This is a genomic window from Arenibaculum pallidiluteum (assembly GCF_017355985.1).
GTDB lineage: Bacteria > Pseudomonadota > Alphaproteobacteria > Azospirillales > Azospirillaceae > Arenibaculum > Arenibaculum pallidiluteum.
The window spans coordinates 333066-347320 of the sequence record NZ_JAFIQU010000003.1 but is presented as its reverse complement, the minus strand read 5'-3'; the positions used below and the strand labels follow the sequence as shown (position 1 = coordinate 347320).

General features: G+C 70.3%; 18 protein-coding genes. 8 read left to right on the top strand and 10 right to left on the bottom strand.

All coding sequences use genetic code 11. The features are described 5' to 3' along the window. Nucleotides 1-6 precede the first annotated feature (6 nt). Together JUB13_RS08820 and JUB13_RS08815 are read right to left on the bottom strand one after the other, a co-directional pair. Nucleotides 7-345, bottom strand: coding sequence for an AzlD domain-containing protein (locus tag JUB13_RS08820; protein WP_328702895.1), 339 nt, complete (start codon nt 343-345; stop codon nt 7-9). Continuing rightward, complete coding sequence (locus tag JUB13_RS08815; protein WP_207478425.1) at nt 338-1081, bottom strand: AzlC family ABC transporter permease; 744 nt, start codon at nt 1079-1081, stop codon at nt 338-340. Before JUB13_RS08815 ends, JUB13_RS08820 begins: the two co-directional genes overlap by 8 nt. A gap of 188 nt (nt 1082-1269) precedes the next feature. Between JUB13_RS08815 and JUB13_RS08810 the strand changes: the two genes are divergently transcribed. From JUB13_RS08810 to JUB13_RS08800, 3 genes are all read left to right on the top strand, one after another. Continuing rightward, nucleotides 1270-2169: an ROK family protein gene (locus JUB13_RS08810; protein WP_328702894.1), complete on the top strand. Its 900-nt coding sequence runs from the start codon at nt 1270-1272 to the stop codon at nt 2167-2169. Between the two features lie 104 nt (nt 2170-2273). Beyond that, nucleotides 2274-2618 (top strand): RidA family protein, encoded by a 345-nt coding sequence (locus JUB13_RS08805; RefSeq protein WP_207478424.1) that lies wholly within the window; start codon nt 2274-2276, stop codon nt 2616-2618. Between the two features lie 8 nt (nt 2619-2626). Continuing rightward, nucleotides 2627-3652: a histone deacetylase family protein gene (locus JUB13_RS08800; RefSeq protein WP_207478423.1), complete on the top strand. Its 1026-nt coding sequence runs from the start codon at nt 2627-2629 to the stop codon at nt 3650-3652. A gap of 67 nt (nt 3653-3719) precedes the next feature. Here JUB13_RS08800 and JUB13_RS08795 read toward each other — a convergent pair whose 3' ends face one another. Continuing rightward, entirely contained in the window at nt 3720-5204 is a 1485-nt protein-coding gene (locus JUB13_RS08795) for a DegQ family serine endoprotease (protein ID WP_207478422.1), read from the bottom strand. A 533-nt stretch (nt 5205-5737) separates the two neighbouring features. Here JUB13_RS08795 and JUB13_RS08790 point away from each other — a divergent pair. Next, nucleotides 5738-6406, top strand: a complete 669-nt coding sequence (locus JUB13_RS08790; RefSeq protein ID WP_236024825.1) for a hypothetical protein — start codon at nt 5738-5740, stop codon at nt 6404-6406. Between the two features lie 96 nt (nt 6407-6502). Here the strand turns inward: JUB13_RS08790 and JUB13_RS08785 are convergent, their stop codons facing one another. Then, entirely contained in the window at nt 6503-7339 is an 837-nt protein-coding gene (locus JUB13_RS08785) for an OmpA family protein (RefSeq protein ID WP_207478420.1), read from the bottom strand. A 25-nt stretch (nt 7340-7364) separates the two neighbouring features. Further along, nucleotides 7365-7754: a DUF4398 domain-containing protein gene (locus JUB13_RS08780; protein WP_207478419.1), complete on the bottom strand. Its 390-nt coding sequence runs from the start codon at nt 7752-7754 to the stop codon at nt 7365-7367. 182 nt (nt 7755-7936) lie between these two features. On the opposite strand from JUB13_RS08780, the gene JUB13_RS08775 reads away from it, so the two are divergent. The 3 genes from JUB13_RS08775 to JUB13_RS08765 all read left to right on the top strand — a co-directional run bounded on the left by JUB13_RS08775 (nt 7937) and on the right by JUB13_RS08765 (nt 9904). Then, nucleotides 7937-8146: a hypothetical protein gene (locus tag JUB13_RS08775; protein WP_207478418.1), complete on the top strand. Its 210-nt coding sequence runs from the start codon at nt 7937-7939 to the stop codon at nt 8144-8146. 200 nt (nt 8147-8346) lie between these two features. Beyond that, a complete protein-coding gene (locus JUB13_RS08770; protein ID WP_207478417.1) occupies nt 8347-9321 on the top strand; it encodes a lytic transglycosylase domain-containing protein in 975 nt (324 codons plus the stop codon). A gap of 70 nt (nt 9322-9391) precedes the next feature. Then, a complete protein-coding gene (locus JUB13_RS08765) occupies nt 9392-9904 on the top strand; it encodes a hypothetical protein (RefSeq protein WP_207478416.1) in 513 nt (170 codons plus the stop codon). Nucleotides 9905-9944: 40 nt separating this feature from the next. On the opposite strand, the gene JUB13_RS08760 is transcribed toward JUB13_RS08765, so the two are convergent. Beyond that, complete coding sequence (locus tag JUB13_RS08760; protein WP_207478415.1) at nt 9945-10127, bottom strand: hypothetical protein; 183 nt, start codon at nt 10125-10127, stop codon at nt 9945-9947. A 131-nt stretch (nt 10128-10258) separates the two neighbouring features. On the opposite strand from JUB13_RS08760, the gene JUB13_RS08755 reads away from it, so the two are divergent. Continuing rightward, nucleotides 10259-10603 carry a hypothetical protein gene (locus JUB13_RS08755; protein WP_207478414.1) on the top strand — a complete coding sequence of 115 codons (345 nt, stop codon included), beginning with the start codon at nt 10259-10261 and terminating at the stop codon, nt 10601-10603. Nucleotides 10604-10648: 45 nt separating this feature from the next. On the opposite strand, the gene JUB13_RS08750 is transcribed toward JUB13_RS08755, so the two are convergent. The 4 genes from JUB13_RS08750 to wrbA all read right to left on the bottom strand — a co-directional run bounded on the left by JUB13_RS08750 (nt 10649) and on the right by wrbA (nt 14238). After that, the gene (locus JUB13_RS08750) at nt 10649-11305 is read right to left on the bottom strand and encodes a protein-methionine-sulfoxide reductase heme-binding subunit MsrQ (protein ID WP_207478413.1); all 657 of its coding nucleotides are present in this window, start codon (nt 11303-11305) and stop codon (nt 10649-10651) included. Between the two features lies 1 nt (nt 11306). Next, nucleotides 11307-12245, bottom strand: coding sequence for a protein-methionine-sulfoxide reductase catalytic subunit MsrP (gene msrP, locus JUB13_RS08745; RefSeq protein WP_207478412.1), 939 nt, complete (start codon nt 12243-12245; stop codon nt 11307-11309). A 140-nt stretch (nt 12246-12385) separates the two neighbouring features. Further along, on the bottom strand, nt 12386-13612 hold the full coding sequence (locus JUB13_RS08740) for an MFS transporter (protein ID WP_207478411.1): 1227 nt from the start codon (nt 13610-13612) through the stop codon (nt 12386-12388). Continuing rightward, the gene (gene wrbA / locus JUB13_RS08735; RefSeq protein WP_207478410.1) at nt 13612-14238 is read right to left on the bottom strand and encodes an NAD(P)H:quinone oxidoreductase; all 627 of its coding nucleotides are present in this window, start codon (nt 14236-14238) and stop codon (nt 13612-13614) included. Before wrbA ends, JUB13_RS08740 begins: the two co-directional genes overlap by 1 nt. Nucleotides 14239-14255: the final 17 nt, after the last annotated feature.

The window sequence follows — 14255 nt, the reverse complement described above, 5'->3', positions numbered from 1 at the left end:
GCTCGTCTATCCCGCGAAGGCGGTCAGCGCAATCAGCCCCGCCACCGCGGCGGCGACCCCGGCGAGCAGGTTCTGTCGACAAAGCCGGAATGCCGCAAGCCCCAGGAACGCGCCCAGGAGGCGCGCCGAGAGAGGCGCCTGTGCCAGCGGACCGATCGGGAGCAGGATCATGCGCGCGACCAGCGCCGCGAGCAGCGCATAGGCCACGCAGGAAACCCATCGGAACAGCGCGCCGCCGGGATTGATCCGCCCTGCCAGAGCCACGCCGAGGCCGCGCCAGGCATAGGTCACGGCCGCCGCCACCGTGAGCACGACGAAGGGCCAGATCCAGCCGCCGTCAGCCACGGCGCGCTCCGCTGCGGGCCGTTCCGTTCCCGACAATGAGGAAGGCGGCCGTTCCAGCCACCACCCCGGCCGCGAGCAGCCCCCACTCGGCATCTGCAAGATGGAGGAGCGGCCCGAGGACGGCGCCGAGGCCCAGCGCCCAGACCTTGGCCCGCTCGCGAAGGTCCGCGGCGAAGACCAGCATGAAGTAGACGGGGTTCACGAAGACCAGGCCGAGGGTGACGACCGGCGGCAGCGTGCCGGCCAGGGCGAAACCGGCGGCCGTCCCGAGCAGGCCCGCGGCCTTGAGCACGGCGCCGAAGCCCATCAGCCAGGGGATCCTCTCCTCGACGGGCATCGCAGGGAAGCGCAGGAGCGCGGCCGCCCACCCGGTCACGGCAACCAGATGCGCGAGCGGATAGAAGGCCCAGCGTGGCACGGCCGGATTCCGCATCAGCGGCATCAGCACGACGACCATTGGAAGCAGCCGCGCATTGGTCAGCGCCACGGAGGCGGCGATCACTGCAAGGGATGCGCCGATGCCCATCAGCTCGACGGCGACGACCTGGCCAGGAAGCGTCCAGGTGAAAAGGGTGGAATAGAGCCCGAGCCAGAGATCCATTCCAGCGCCCCGGATCAGCGATCCGAAGCCGAGATAGCTCGCGAACAGGGCGATCCAGTGAAACCCCATCGCTTCGCGCAGGCCCCGCCGAAATGCCGTCCCCGCAAGCACGGTGGTCGCAGGCTCAGTGGTCATGGTGCCGGAGCCGCAGCCGGCGCTGCGGGGGAGCGGCGCGCGGGATTTGGGGAGATCGGCACGAGGGGATCGGATCAGAATGCCACTGGGAACCGGGATCCTGCCCCAGCGTCGCCATGTTTACAATGCTTTGGCGGGACATCCTGCGACGTGCTACGAACCGGAGACTCGGGCGGGGGGACGGAGGCGTGCAGGTGCGGATCGGGATCGATCTCGGCGGAACCAAGATCGAGGGCATCGCCTTGGACGAGGCCGGAGGCGAGATCGCGCGCCAGCGTGTTCCGACGCCGCGCGGCGACTACCGGGCGACGATCTCCACGATCCGGGACCTGGTGCTGAGGCTGGATGCGGCGGCTGGCGCGACGGGCACGGTCGGAGTCGGCATTCCCGGGGTGATCTCGCCCCGGACGGGACTGGTGAAGAACGCGAACTCGACGTGGCTGATCGGCAACCCGCTGGACCGCGACCTGGAGGCGGCGCTGGGCCGCCCGGTGCGGATCGAGAACGATGCCAACTGCTTCGCCGTTTCCGAAGCCGTGGACGGCGCCGGAGCCGGCGCCAGGGTCGTCTTCGGTGTGATCATCGGGACCGGCTGCGGCGGCGGGATCGTCGTCGACGGGCGGCCGTTGGGCGGCCGCAACGCGGTTGCAGGCGAATGGGGCCACAATCCCCTGCCCTGGTCCTCGGGCGAGGAGCATCCGGGCCCAGCCTGTTTCTGCGGGCGGACCGGCTGCATCGAACTGTTCGTCAGCGGCCCCGGCTTCGAGGCCGATCACACGCGCCACACCGGCGAGGCGCTTGCGAGCTCCGAGATCGTCTCGCGCGCGGAGGCCGGCGAGGTGGGGGCGGCGGCCAGCCTCGGGCGATACGTGGACCGGCTGGCGCGGGCGCTGACGGGCGTCGTGAACATCCTGGATCCCGACGTGATCGTCCTGGGCGGCGGCATGTCGAACATCGCGAGGCTCTATGCCGAGCTGCCGGGGCTGATGAACCGCTATTGCTTCTCCGACGGAATCGACACGCCCGTGCTACAGGCCCGGCACGGCGATTCCAGCGGCGTGCGCGGAGCCGCCTGGCTCTGGACCTGACGGGCGGCGGCTGCGGCCCGGCGGAAGCGGTATGCCGTGACGGCGGGCTTGCGGGCGGCTCGCGGCCCGGCGATGCTCCGCCTCCCCTTTGGAGGAGTCCATCCATGTCCATCCAGCGTCTGCATCCGGGCCCGCGCATGAGCCAAGCCGTCATCCATGGCGACACCGTCTATCTGGCGGGACAGGTCGCCGAGAGCGCCGGCGACACCGAGGGACAGACCCGCGAGATCCTGGCGACGATCGACGGAATTCTGGCCGAGGCCGGGACCGACAAGTCGCGCATTTTGTCCGCGACCGTCTACCTGACCGACATCGCCGAGTTCGCCGCCATGAACCGTGCCTGGGAGGCCTGGGTCGACCCCGCGAACCCGCCGGCGCGGGCGACGGTGCAGGCCCAGCTCGCCGCGCCGCGCTACAAGGTCGAGATCGTCGTCGTCGCGGCACGCTGAGGCCGGCCATGCGCGTAGTCCTGAGTCCGGAGCAGGACCGTCACGAGCCCCGGTGGTGGGTCGCCCGCGGGCGACCGCGCCCCTGCCCCGAACGGCCCGAGCGCGCCGAGCGCCTGGGAGCCGCGGCGCGCGCCGCGGGTCACGCGGTGGTCGTCGCAGACCGCTTTGGGGCCGGGCCTCGGGCCGCCGTACACGATGCCCGCTACCTGGCCTTCCTCGAGACCGCCTGGGAGCGCTGGTCCTCCCAGCCCGACGCGGGCCCCGAGGTGGTGCCCAACGTGTTCCCGGGTCCGCTCTTCGACAGCTATCCCGGCAGCGTGACCGGCCAGGCGGGCTGGCACATGGCGGACACTTCCTGCCCAGTCGGCCCGGGCACATGGGAGGCGGCGACCGGCGCGGCCGACGCGGCCGTGCACGCAGCCGAGATCGTGCTGCACGGAGCGCCATCGGCCTATGCCCTGTGCCGTCCTCCCGGCCACCATGCCTTCGGGGACCGTGCTGCGGGGTTCTGCTATCTCAACAACGCGGCGATCGCGGCCCAGCACGTCGTCGGCGCGACCAGCGGCCGCGTCGCTGTGCTGGACATCGACGTCCACCATGGCAACGGCACGCAGGCGATCTTCTATGGACGCGGCGACGTCCTGACGGTGTCGGTGCACTGCGATCCCGCCGACTTCTATCCCTTCTTCGGCGGCTTCGCCCACGAGACCGGGACAGGGGAAGGGGAAGGGAGGAACCTGAACCTCCCCCTGCCCCGCGGCACCACCGACACCGAATGGCTGGCCGCGATCGACCGCGCCATCGGGGTCGTGCGGGAATTCGACCCGGCCGTGCTGGTGGTGGGCCTCGGCCTTGACGCGCTGGCCAGCGATCCGTTCGCGGCTTTCGCGGCGACGGTTGAGGGCTACGCCGAGGCGGCGCGCCGCATCTCGCGACTCGGCCTGCCGAGCGTGTTGATCCAGGAAGGCGGCTATCTCGGGCCCGAGCTGGGACCGGCGCTCGTCGCATTCCTGGGCGCCTTCGAAGCACCTTGAAACCGGGCGCCGGGGCGGCAAGGCAGCGCGGGGCGCCGCGTGTGAAGCGCGGGCGTGGCGCGCGGCCTCAGCCGCCCCCGCGCCCGCCTTCCACCGGAACCGGGACGTAGCGCAGATCGCCGCCGCGGTTGAGCAGCATCAGGACAGAGCCTCGGCCGCTGCGGCGCGCCTCCTCGACGCGGCGCGCAACGTCCTCGGGGCGCACGACGCGCTCCTGCTGGACCTCGACGATGACGTCGCCGGCTGCGATGCCCTTGTCGGCGGCAGGCGAATTGCCCTCGGCCTCGGTAACGACGACCCCGTCCACATCGGCCGGCACGTCGAAGGCCTCGCGCGTCCCGGTGTCGAGCTGCGACAGCGCCAGCCCCAGCGTGCGCTCAGCGCTGTCGGGCGCAGGCTCCTGCGCGGGCGACGGGGCGACGGCGGCCACGCGTTGCGCCTCGTCGAGATCCCCCAGGACCACGCGCAGGTTCTGACGGCCGCCGTCTCGGACGACCTCGACGGCGACCTCGCGGCCGATCGGCGATGCCGCCACGTTCCGCGGCAGCTCGCGCATCTCGCGGATCGGCTTCCCGTCGAAGGAGACCACCACGTCGCCCTGGCGGAGGCCGCTCCGCTCGGCCGGGCCGCCCGGCGTGACATTGGTGACCAGCGCACCATGCGGCGAGGCCAGGGACAGGCTCTCGGCGATGTCCGGCGTCACCGGCTGCACCTGCACGCCAAGCCACCCGCGCCGAGGCCTGCCGAATTCCTGGATCTGCTCGATCACCGGCCGGGCCAGGTCGGCCGGCACGGCGAAGCCGATGCCCACCGATCCGCCGGTCGGCGAGAAGATAGCCGTGTTGATGCCGATCACCTCGCCGCGCATGTTGAAAAGCGGACCGCCGGAATTGCCGCGGTTGATGGCGGCATCGGTCTGCAGATACTCGTCATAGGGGCCCTGCTGAATGTCGCGGGCCCGCGCCGACAGGATTCCCGAGGTCACCGTACCGCCGAGCCCGAAGGGATTGCCGATCGCGACGAGCCAGTCGCCGACCCTCAGGCCGCGCGAATCACCCCAGCGCACCGCCGGCAGGGGCGATTCGGACCGCACGCGCAGCAGCGCAAGGTCCGTCGCGCCGTCGGCGCCGACGATCTCGGCCTCCAGGACACGCTCGTCCTGCAGGATGATCTGCACCTTCTCCGCGCCTTCGATCACATGGTTGTTGGTAACCACGAGACCCGAGGGATCGATGATGAAACCGGATCCCATCGCGTGCTGGGGCTGCTGCGGTGCACTCTCGCCCGGCGCCTCCCGGTAGCGGCGGAAGAACTCCTCGAAAGGCGATCCCGGCGGCAGGTCCGACGGGTCCGGCGCCGCCTGTGCCGGCGTGGCGCGCTGCGTGGTCGAGATGTTCACGACGGCGGGCAGCGCCGTCTCGACCAAATCCGCGAAAGTGGCCGGCGCCTCCGCGGCGCGCGACGGCTGGGCACTCAGCCCGATGCCGAGCGCCGCCGCAGCCAGCAGCGCACGCCCCGGCACCCCAAGCCCACGGAAACCAGTCACGGGCATCCTCTTCCTCCGGGTACGACTTGCTGCCAACTGAATTCAGAAACGGAGGCGGCGCCGTTCCGTTCAACGCATTCAGGCACGACTGCAACGACCGGGCCTGCTCTTCCGTTTCTTGTTGGGACCTCCGGCGGATGGTCCGCCTCCGATCCCCGCCCCCGGGCGGAATGCTGCGGCGTCAGCGCAACTGTATGATACGGGCATGGGACGAGGCGCGCGCAAGGCGGACCTGTGGCGGGAAATGGGCGTTTGCGAAAACTATCGCTGGCGTTCGCGTCGCGCATCGCCAATATTGGTCAGCGACGCTTCCATCCACACCATGCCGTGGCAGCAACTTCGCAGTCGTCCGTGCGGACGTCCTGCTTCGCGCCGCTGACTTCCGAACGACGACAAAAAGCATGGCACAGAATTCAATCTGGGACCCGAGCGACATTACGAACACCGGATCCAACGAGGGCGAATCGCCCAAGCGTCGAGGACGCATCCCGCAGTCGGCCTGGCCTCAAATTCTTGAGCGCCACCGCGCTGGAGCGACCTTGACGGCGATCGCCCGCGAGTTCGACTGCACACCCAGTGCGATCTCGTACATCGTGCGCAAGGCGGAAGCCGCCGGCGTGCAGGCGGAAACGCAGCCCGCACCCGCCGGCGAGCCGGCGCCTGCCCCGCAGGCTCAGCCCGAAGCCGCGGCACCGGCCGATACGCCTGCTCCGGCGGCTGCCGCTCCTGCGCCCGCCGCCGCACCGGCCTCGGCTGCGGCTGCCGCTCCTGCGCCCGCCGCTGCTCCCGCGGCGCCAGCCGCGCCGCGGCCGGCCCGCACGACCCTGCGCGTGCCGGAGCCGCGCCCTGCCCCGCCGGCTCCCGAGCCGCCCGCGCAGGCAGCCGCGCCTGCACAGCCCCAGCCAGAGCCGCAGGCTCCCGCGAGCGGTGCTGCCCCGGCATCCCCTGGAGCCCGCAGCAGCGAGCCCGTGGACGCCGTCGAGGCCAGGCTGCGGGACACCGCGCGCGCATGCCTTCTGGCGTACCGGTCGTGGCGCCAGCAGCCCGGCGAGGCGTCGATCCAGACGCTGTCGGACAGCGTGCATGAGCTGCGGAAGGCGCTGGCGCGGATCGAGATCGACATCTCGGCCACGCGGCGCGACGAACAGGCCCAGCGTCCGATCCCGATCCCGGCGCATCGGGCGGCACGCCGCCCGCCCGGCCGCTGACGCCGATCAACCGTCGGGGCGAAATCCCCTAAGCCGAAAAGGGCCGGGCATATCGATGCCCGGCCCTTTCCTTTTCCCTCCCCTCGGCGGATCGGCTCAGCGCAGCGGCACGGGCTGCTGTGCCGGCGGAGCCACGGCCACCCGACCTTCGGGATCGGTGATCACGATCTCGACGCGCCGGTTCGCCTGCCGGCCGGACTGGCTGCCGTTGTCCGACACGGGCCGCGCGGCACCGTAGCCGGTGGCCTGCAGCCGCTGAGGCTCGATGCCGTTGCGGACCAGCGCATCCCGGACGGAATCCGCGCGTGCCTCCGACAGACGCAGGTTCGTCTGCGAGCTGCCGGTGCTGTCGGTGTGTCCCTCGATCTGGGCGGTCGTGCCCGGATTCGCCTGAAGGAAGCGCGCGACCTCCGCGACGCGCGCCTCGGCGCCGGGCGTCAGATTCGCGCGGCCGGTGGCGAACAGCAGGTCGCCGAGCGTCACCAGGATTCCACGGTCGGTGCGCTGCGCCTGCAGGTCGCGGACCTGCTGCTCTAGTGACTGCGCGCGCGCCTGCGCCTGCTGGACCTGCTGGGTTCGGGTCTGCAGGAGCGACTGCGCCCTCAGGGAGTCCGCCTGGCCCACCTGGTCACGGGCCTGCTTGAGCTCCGCCGTCTCGCGGGCGATGGCGATGCGCTGCCGGGCGAGGTAGGCGCGGTGGTCGATCTCGGTCGCACTGCCAGCGGCCTGCTGTGCGCTCACTAGCGCTTCCTCGGCGCGGCGGAGCTCCAGCGGAGCGTTCGTGGTCACCCGGGGATCGGTACTCGCGAGACGGTACTCGGCCTGGGCCTGTTCGAGCGCGGCCGTGGTCTGCGGCCCGCTGGCGCAGGCGCTCAGCGCGGCCGCGCAGACCGCCAGGGGGAGGAATCGGGCAGCCTTGGAATGGCTCGTCATGGGATGTCTCCTCGGATCTCGCCGCTCAGCTGGCCGGACGGCCGTTCAGTTCCGACCGCAGCGTGTCGATGTCACGCTGCACGGCGCGGACGGCCTCCTGCGCCGCCTTGTTCTCGGCGCGGGCCTCGGCGAGTTCCGCATCGACCTGGGCCTGTTCGGCCCAGCGGCGCGCATCGACGTAGCGTTCGCCCTGCGCTTCGGCCTGGGCGCGGCCCAGCTTCTCCCGGGCGGTCTGAAGCTCGACCGGAGCGTACTGGAGGGCACCTGCACGCTCGGCGCTGGCGACGGCCGCCGAACTGGCGCCGAGCTGTGCGTTGGGGGGCGGCACGTCGCTCGAGCAGGCGGCCAGCCCGAGTACGGCGGAGGACGCGAGCACCGCGCGTCGTGCCGCCGTCAGGAAACAATCCCGGAACATCAGAACTCCTTTTGCGTCCCGGCGGCATGATCCCGAAGGCGCCGCCCTTTCGTGCGGCACAAACACGCCGCACGCGACAGGAGTTCCGCAGGGTTCAGGCGGCGATCTGCCCGAGCAGGGTCCACGCGTAAAGCGTCGTCATGAGTGCCACTAGGCCGACAAGGTCGCGCAGGAAACGCAGCATGGACATGATCGCCTCCATCAGGGTCGGGAATGCTCTCGATGGCCCGATCCTGATCGAACGTTTCGAGAACATCAAGCGGCTTTTTGGAGAACATGGCGGCGCAGCCCTGCGACGCCATGTTGCAGTCCTGCACCGCTGCGTGCCGTTCCACGGCCGACCGCCGCGCGGGAGGAACCTCGACCGAAGGGGGCGTGTTTTCCCACCGTGAACTGTCCTGATGGGAGAAGCCGAGATGGCGCGCAGCATCTTCTACATCATCGGCGTCGTGGTCGTCGTACTGGCTATCCTATCGCTTGCCGGCCTGACTTGAGACCGGCGCCCGCCTGCGGCACGGCGCGGCTTTCCTTGACGCAGGCACATATGGGGGTTACCCCTTTCGGTTAGGGCGCGATTGCGCGGACCGGGGGGATGACCAGCAACCGTATCCAGCCGGGATCCGCCGGCACCGCAGCATTGCTCGTCATGCTCGCCCTTCAGGTCGCGGGCTGCGCGACGGGAGCCCGAAACGACGGAGCCCTTTCCTCCTCCGCGTCCATGGCAGCGGAGCATCCACCGGTCTTCCTTCCTGCCCCGTCGGCGTCCCCACCACCATCGCTCCCGCGCCTGTCGGACTTCGACCTCCCAGTGCCGGACGGGGATCTCGCCCCTGCCGACCCGAACGACCCCTGGGGCCTGATCGTGGCCGAGGCGTCCCAGCGCTTCTCCATTCCGCCGCATTGGATCCGCGCCGTGATCCGGCACGAGAGCGGCGGCCGCGCCTTCTTGAACGGCCGGCCGCTTCGCGGCGCCTCAGGCACGATCGGGCTGATGCAGCTCGCGCCCGAAACCTACCGGCAGCTCGCGGCGCGGTACGACCTCGGCCCGGATCCCGGGGATCCCTATGACAACGTCATGGCCGGCACGGCGCTTATCCGCGAGATGTACGAGGAGTTCGGCGCGCCGCTTTTCCTCGCCGCCTACAATTGCGGCGCGCGATGTGCGGCCGAGATCCGCGCCGGGAACAAGAAGCTTCCGAGCACCACCCAGAAGTACATGGCCGCGCTCCAGCCGATCATCGCGCACGGGAAGCCCGACCGCGCGTCCTGGTCGATCCGCCAGGTGCAGGGCAAACCCGCGCCCGCGCGAATCGCCCGGCGGCACCCGATGCCCCACTCCCAGGCAGGCGCACGCCAGGGTGGACCGGAGGTCGCGGCCCTGGCGAACGCCCCGTCCCCCGCTGCCGGGCCGGCATCCTCCGCCAGGAAGACCGCAACCGCAGGCGGGCACCCGCCCGCGAAGCCGAAGGCCGCCGCGCCCGCCCCGGAGAAGCGCTCCGCCAATTCGGCCGCGGCCGCCGCGAAGGCGCGCTCGGGAAAGGCCGAATCGCCGCCGGCCAGGAAATAGCAGGCGCCCCTTGTTCGTGAGGCCGGCACGGGTCACATTGCGGTGAATCCCGCAGGATCCGACAGCACAGATGCCAAAACACCTTCCGTCCCGCCGCTACTGGTTCCGTCCCGCCGGCGAGGGTCGCTCGACGAGCATCATCCAGCTCGACAACCAGATGGGCGCCCATGACGACTACCTGCTCGTCGCAGGGCTTCAACTCGGCCTCGAGATGCCGGAGGGCGGCACCCGCGAGGAGCGCATGCGCGAGCTCCGCTGGCAGGCCATGACGCAGGGCTGGTGCCGGATCGGGATCATCCAGATCGAGACGGCGCCGGTCTCGGCCTACGTGAATACGGTCAGCCGCGAGAACCTGCTGCGTGCCGCCCGCTTCGCCGATGCCGAGCTGGGCGGACGCCTCGCGAAGCTCGAGCTGCAGCTCGAGCGCTCGGCGGAGCAGCGCGACGTGCTGATCCTCTCGGAGCGCACGCTGGACCGGTACCTGATCCATGGCGCGGTGACTGGCGAGTTCCGGCCCGAGGCGGAGTTCGCGCCGGGACAGCTGATGTCCCTGGCGGCCCCCGGCCGCGCCGCAGCCCGCTGAGGGTCCGCCGCGGACCGGGGACAGCCAGGGAGCCGCGGGGTCAGTCCTCCTCGACCTTGGTGGTGCGCTCCACGGTGACGCTGCGATCGCTCGGCAGGACGTCCGAGCGCGACGTGGTCGTGGTGGTGGTCCGCTCGGTCACCTTGCTGTCGGAACCGCAGGCGGCGAGCGTCACCGGTGCGATGATCGCGGCGGCGAGCGGAAGTAGGCGAATGCTCCGCATGGATGCATGCTCCCGATTGTTTGATCCAAGGGTCAAACCGGGCGAAGCTGCCAGGAGTTTCGCGCCGCCCGGCACGCGTGGGTGGCACCCCGAACGCAACGCGGCCGCATGCCGACCGGAGGAGATGGCTCATGGGCGAGCAAACGAGACGTCCCACGATCGCCCGGATCTGGCGGGGACGCACGCGGCTCGATCGCGCGGAGGAGTACGAGGCCTATCTCTACGAGAACGGAATCAAGCCGCTGGTCGAGAAGGCGCTGGGCGTCCAGCACCTGCGCGAGGACCGCGGGAACGAGGCCGAATTCGTCACGATCTCCTACTGGGAGAGCATAGAGGCCATGTCCCGCTTCGCCGGCGAGGATCCCACCCGCATCCATCATCTGGAGCGCGATCCGGAGTTCCTGATCGAGCTACCGGAACGCGTGCAGATCCTGCGCATTCTCGGCGCGCACGGCGACACCGGCGGCGGCGCCTGAGCCACGGCCTCGGGCTCCTGGCCCGCCGGGCGCCCCACAGCGAGACTAATCGGCGTGCCGCATGATCCCGGCGCGGGCGACCGCGGCGCGTGAGCCGGCGCTCTTTGCGACACGCACGAGCAGCAGCGCCGACAGGATCCCGAAATAGACCAGCGGGGACGGCTGCCAGCCCTTGACGAGCATGAAGTAGTGAAGGCAGCCGGCGGCTCCGGCGATGAAGACGGACCTGTGCAGGGTTCGCCACCGTCGGCCGCCGAGTCGGCGGACCATTCCATTGGTCGATGTCGCCGCGAGGGCGGACAGGACCAGGAAGGCTCCCATGCCGACGGTGATGTAGGGGCGCTTGACGATGTCCTTCCAGACCGCCGCCCAGTCGAAGAACTGGTCGATCCCGACATAGGTCGCGACATGCAGCAGGGCGTAGAAGAAGGCGAACAGGCCGATCATGCGTCGGAACCGCGCCAAGGCCGACACGCCGGTCACGATGCGCAGGGGCGTCACGGCAAGCGCCAGCAGAAGGAATCGCAGGGCCCACAGGCCGCTCTGCCGCACCCCCTCGGCGATCGGCTCCGGGCCGAGGCCGCCGGTGCCGGCCAGCCAGATTGTCCAGACCATCGGCGCCAGCGCCGCGGCGAACACGGCCGGCTTGGCCCAGCGCGAGGACAGCGCCTTCGTGGCCGCCGGCTTCAGGCCCGCAGCCATGTCAGAAGTACTTCCCCAGGTCCATGCCGGCATAGAGGCCGGCGACCTCGTCGGCATAGCCGTTGAACGGCAGCGTCTTGCGGCGGAAGAAGTCGCCGACCCGCCGCTCGGTCGCCTGGCTCCAGCGCGGGTGGTCGACCTCCGGATTCACGTTCGCGTAGAACCCGTACTCGTTGGGCTGGGACCGGTTCCAGGCGGTCGGCGGCTGGTCCCGCGTCAGCGTGATGCGCACGATCGACTTGATCGACTTGAACCCGTACTTCCAAGGGACGACGAGGCGGATCGGCGCTCCGTTCTGGTTCGGCAGGACCTCGCCATACATGCCGACGGCCAGGATGGTCAGCGGATGCCGTGCCTCGTCGAGGCGCAGGCCCTCGACATACGGCCATTGCAGAACCGGCCCGCGCTGACCCGGCATCTGCTGGGGATCGTGCAGGGTCTGGAAGGCGACGTATCTGGCGCTTCCCGTCGGCTCCACGCGCTTCAGGATCTCGGCGAGCGGGAATCCCACCCAGGGGATCACCATCGACCAGGCCTCTACGCAGCGCAGGCGGTAGATCCGCTCCTCCAGCGGCAAGGCAAGAAGGTCCTCGATCCCGAATGTGGCCGGCTTGACGACCTCGCCGTCGACGGCGACCTGCCAGGGGCGCGTCCGAAGGGCCCTGGCGTTCCGAGACGGGTCGGCCTTGTCCGTTCCGAACTCGTAGAAGTTGTTGTAGGTCGTCGCCGACTTCATCGGCGCGATCGGATCCGCCTTCTCATCCCTCGGACGTACGGTCGTCTGGAACGAGAGCCCCGCCGCCCCGGACATCGACGGGATCCCTCCCACGGCGAAGGCGGCGGCTGCGCCGGCGAGGGCCGTTCGACGCGACAGGACGAGATTCCGCGGCGTAACCTCGCTCTCCCTCGCCTGGGAGGCGGTTCGGCTTCTCAGCAGCATTCCTGCTCTCCGAAGATGACCATGCAAACCTAATCTCGGCCGTGCCGCGTGCCGAATCAACTTGGGGACACGGTTTCGTGAGCTGGTGCGGGTGGATCTGCGCCTCGCCGCGCGGCGGGCCGCCCGAGCGTCCCAGGGGTTCACGACACGACGTCCGAAGGTGCGATGGAACGGGTTGCACGGCGTCGGAACGCCGCGCCGAGCGCCAGCGCGGCCACGATGGCAAGCGCAGCCGCCACGCCGACCGCTCCCGCGGCGGCGGGCCAGCCGTAGGCTCCGATGACGCCGCCGACGGCGACGGGGCCGACGAGCTGCCCGAGGTTGCTGCCCTGCATCATCAGGCCGACCACCATCGCCACGAGATGCCCAGAGGGCGCCAGAAGCGGCGCCGAGGACAGGAGCGTCGCGGGGATCAGCCCGCCGATTGCCGAGAACAGCAGGCACAGAAGGAAGACTGGACCAGTACCGAGCAGCGGCAGGAAGATGCCGAGGGCGCAAAGACCCATGACAAGACTGGCTCCCGCGATCAGCGCGGAGCGGCCGACCCCGCGGGAGAGCAGATACCCGGCCGCCAGATTCCCGACGAGGTTCACGCCAACCGCCAGCGCGCTTAGGGGACCCGCGACCGAGGCGGCGACGGCCATCCGCTCCATCAGCAGGATCGGAAGAAAGCTGAACAGCGCGAAGAACATCAGCGCATACAACGCGAAGCAGGCAGCCAGCAGAGCCGGGCCGCGCCTGCGTAACGTCAATGCGGCATCCCGGCCGAGGCCGCTCCAGCTCGGCGCTTCGCCAGTGCCGCTCCCCGTGACGACCATGCCCGTCATGATGCCGGCGATCGCTGCCAACGCCGCGCCGCCCCACCAGAGCGTCCGCCAGTCGCCAGCGGCCGATCCGGCAAGCATCGCGGCCGCCATTCCAGCCGGCATGACGCAGCTCCACAGGGCCAAGGATGCGTTCAGATGGCGCGGCTCCGTGACACGCTGTAGGACCGCGGGACCAGCAACGGTGACGAGGAGGAATCCCAACCCCTCGACGACCCGCGACGCGACGAGCACAGGAAAGGACGGTGCCGCCGCTCCGAGAACTGCCCCGACGAAGATCGTGCCCAGGCCGAACATCAGGCATCGTCGGTCCCCGATGCGAGCGACGATCGCACCGGCCGGGATCCCGCCTGCGAGGCCAAGCGCCGCAATGGCGGCAGTCAGCCAGCCGGCCGCACCAAGATCGATGCGGAAGGCCGCCTGCACCCATGGCGTCGCGATGGCGCCCTTACCCACCTGCAGGCACGCGACAAACCCCGAGATGACCACGACGGCAACCGCCGTCCAATCCATGCCTCGGGTCATGGTGGAGGTGCTTGGCATCAGGCGGCCTCCGCGCTTCGGGCAGCTGCCAGCGCGCGGGCGAGGCGCGCAACGTGGCTGCCCTGGAAGCGAGCTCCTTCGAGTTCGTTGGCGGTCGGCTGGCGGTCGCCGCCCTCGCCGTCGTCGGCCAGCGTCGAGGCGCCGTAGGGAGAGCCGCCGGTGATCTCATCCATGCGCATCTGGCCCTTGAAGCTGTAGGGCAGGCCCACGACGACCATTCCGAGATGCAGGAGCACCACGTGGGCGCTCAGGATCGTCGCCTCCTGCCCACCATGCTGGCTGCCGCTCGAGGTGAAGACGCTGCCGATGCGGCCCACGAGCGCGTCCCTTGCCCAGAGCCCTCCAGCCTGGTCGAGGAAGTTCTTCATCTGCGACGCCATGTTTCCGAAACGGGTCGGCGTGCCGATGATGATGCCGTCGTAATCCGCAAGCTCGGCGACAGTAGCGACCTCCGCCGGCTGGCTGAGCCTGTATCCCGCCTCGCGGGCCACGGCTTCGGGAACGAGCTCCGGGACGCGCTTCACGGAGGCCGCGGCGCCCGCGTTCCGAACGCCCTCGGCAGCAGCGTAGGCCATGGTCTCGACATGGCCGTAGGACGAGTAATAGAGGATCAGTATCTTGGTCATCCTCATCTCCTTGGCGA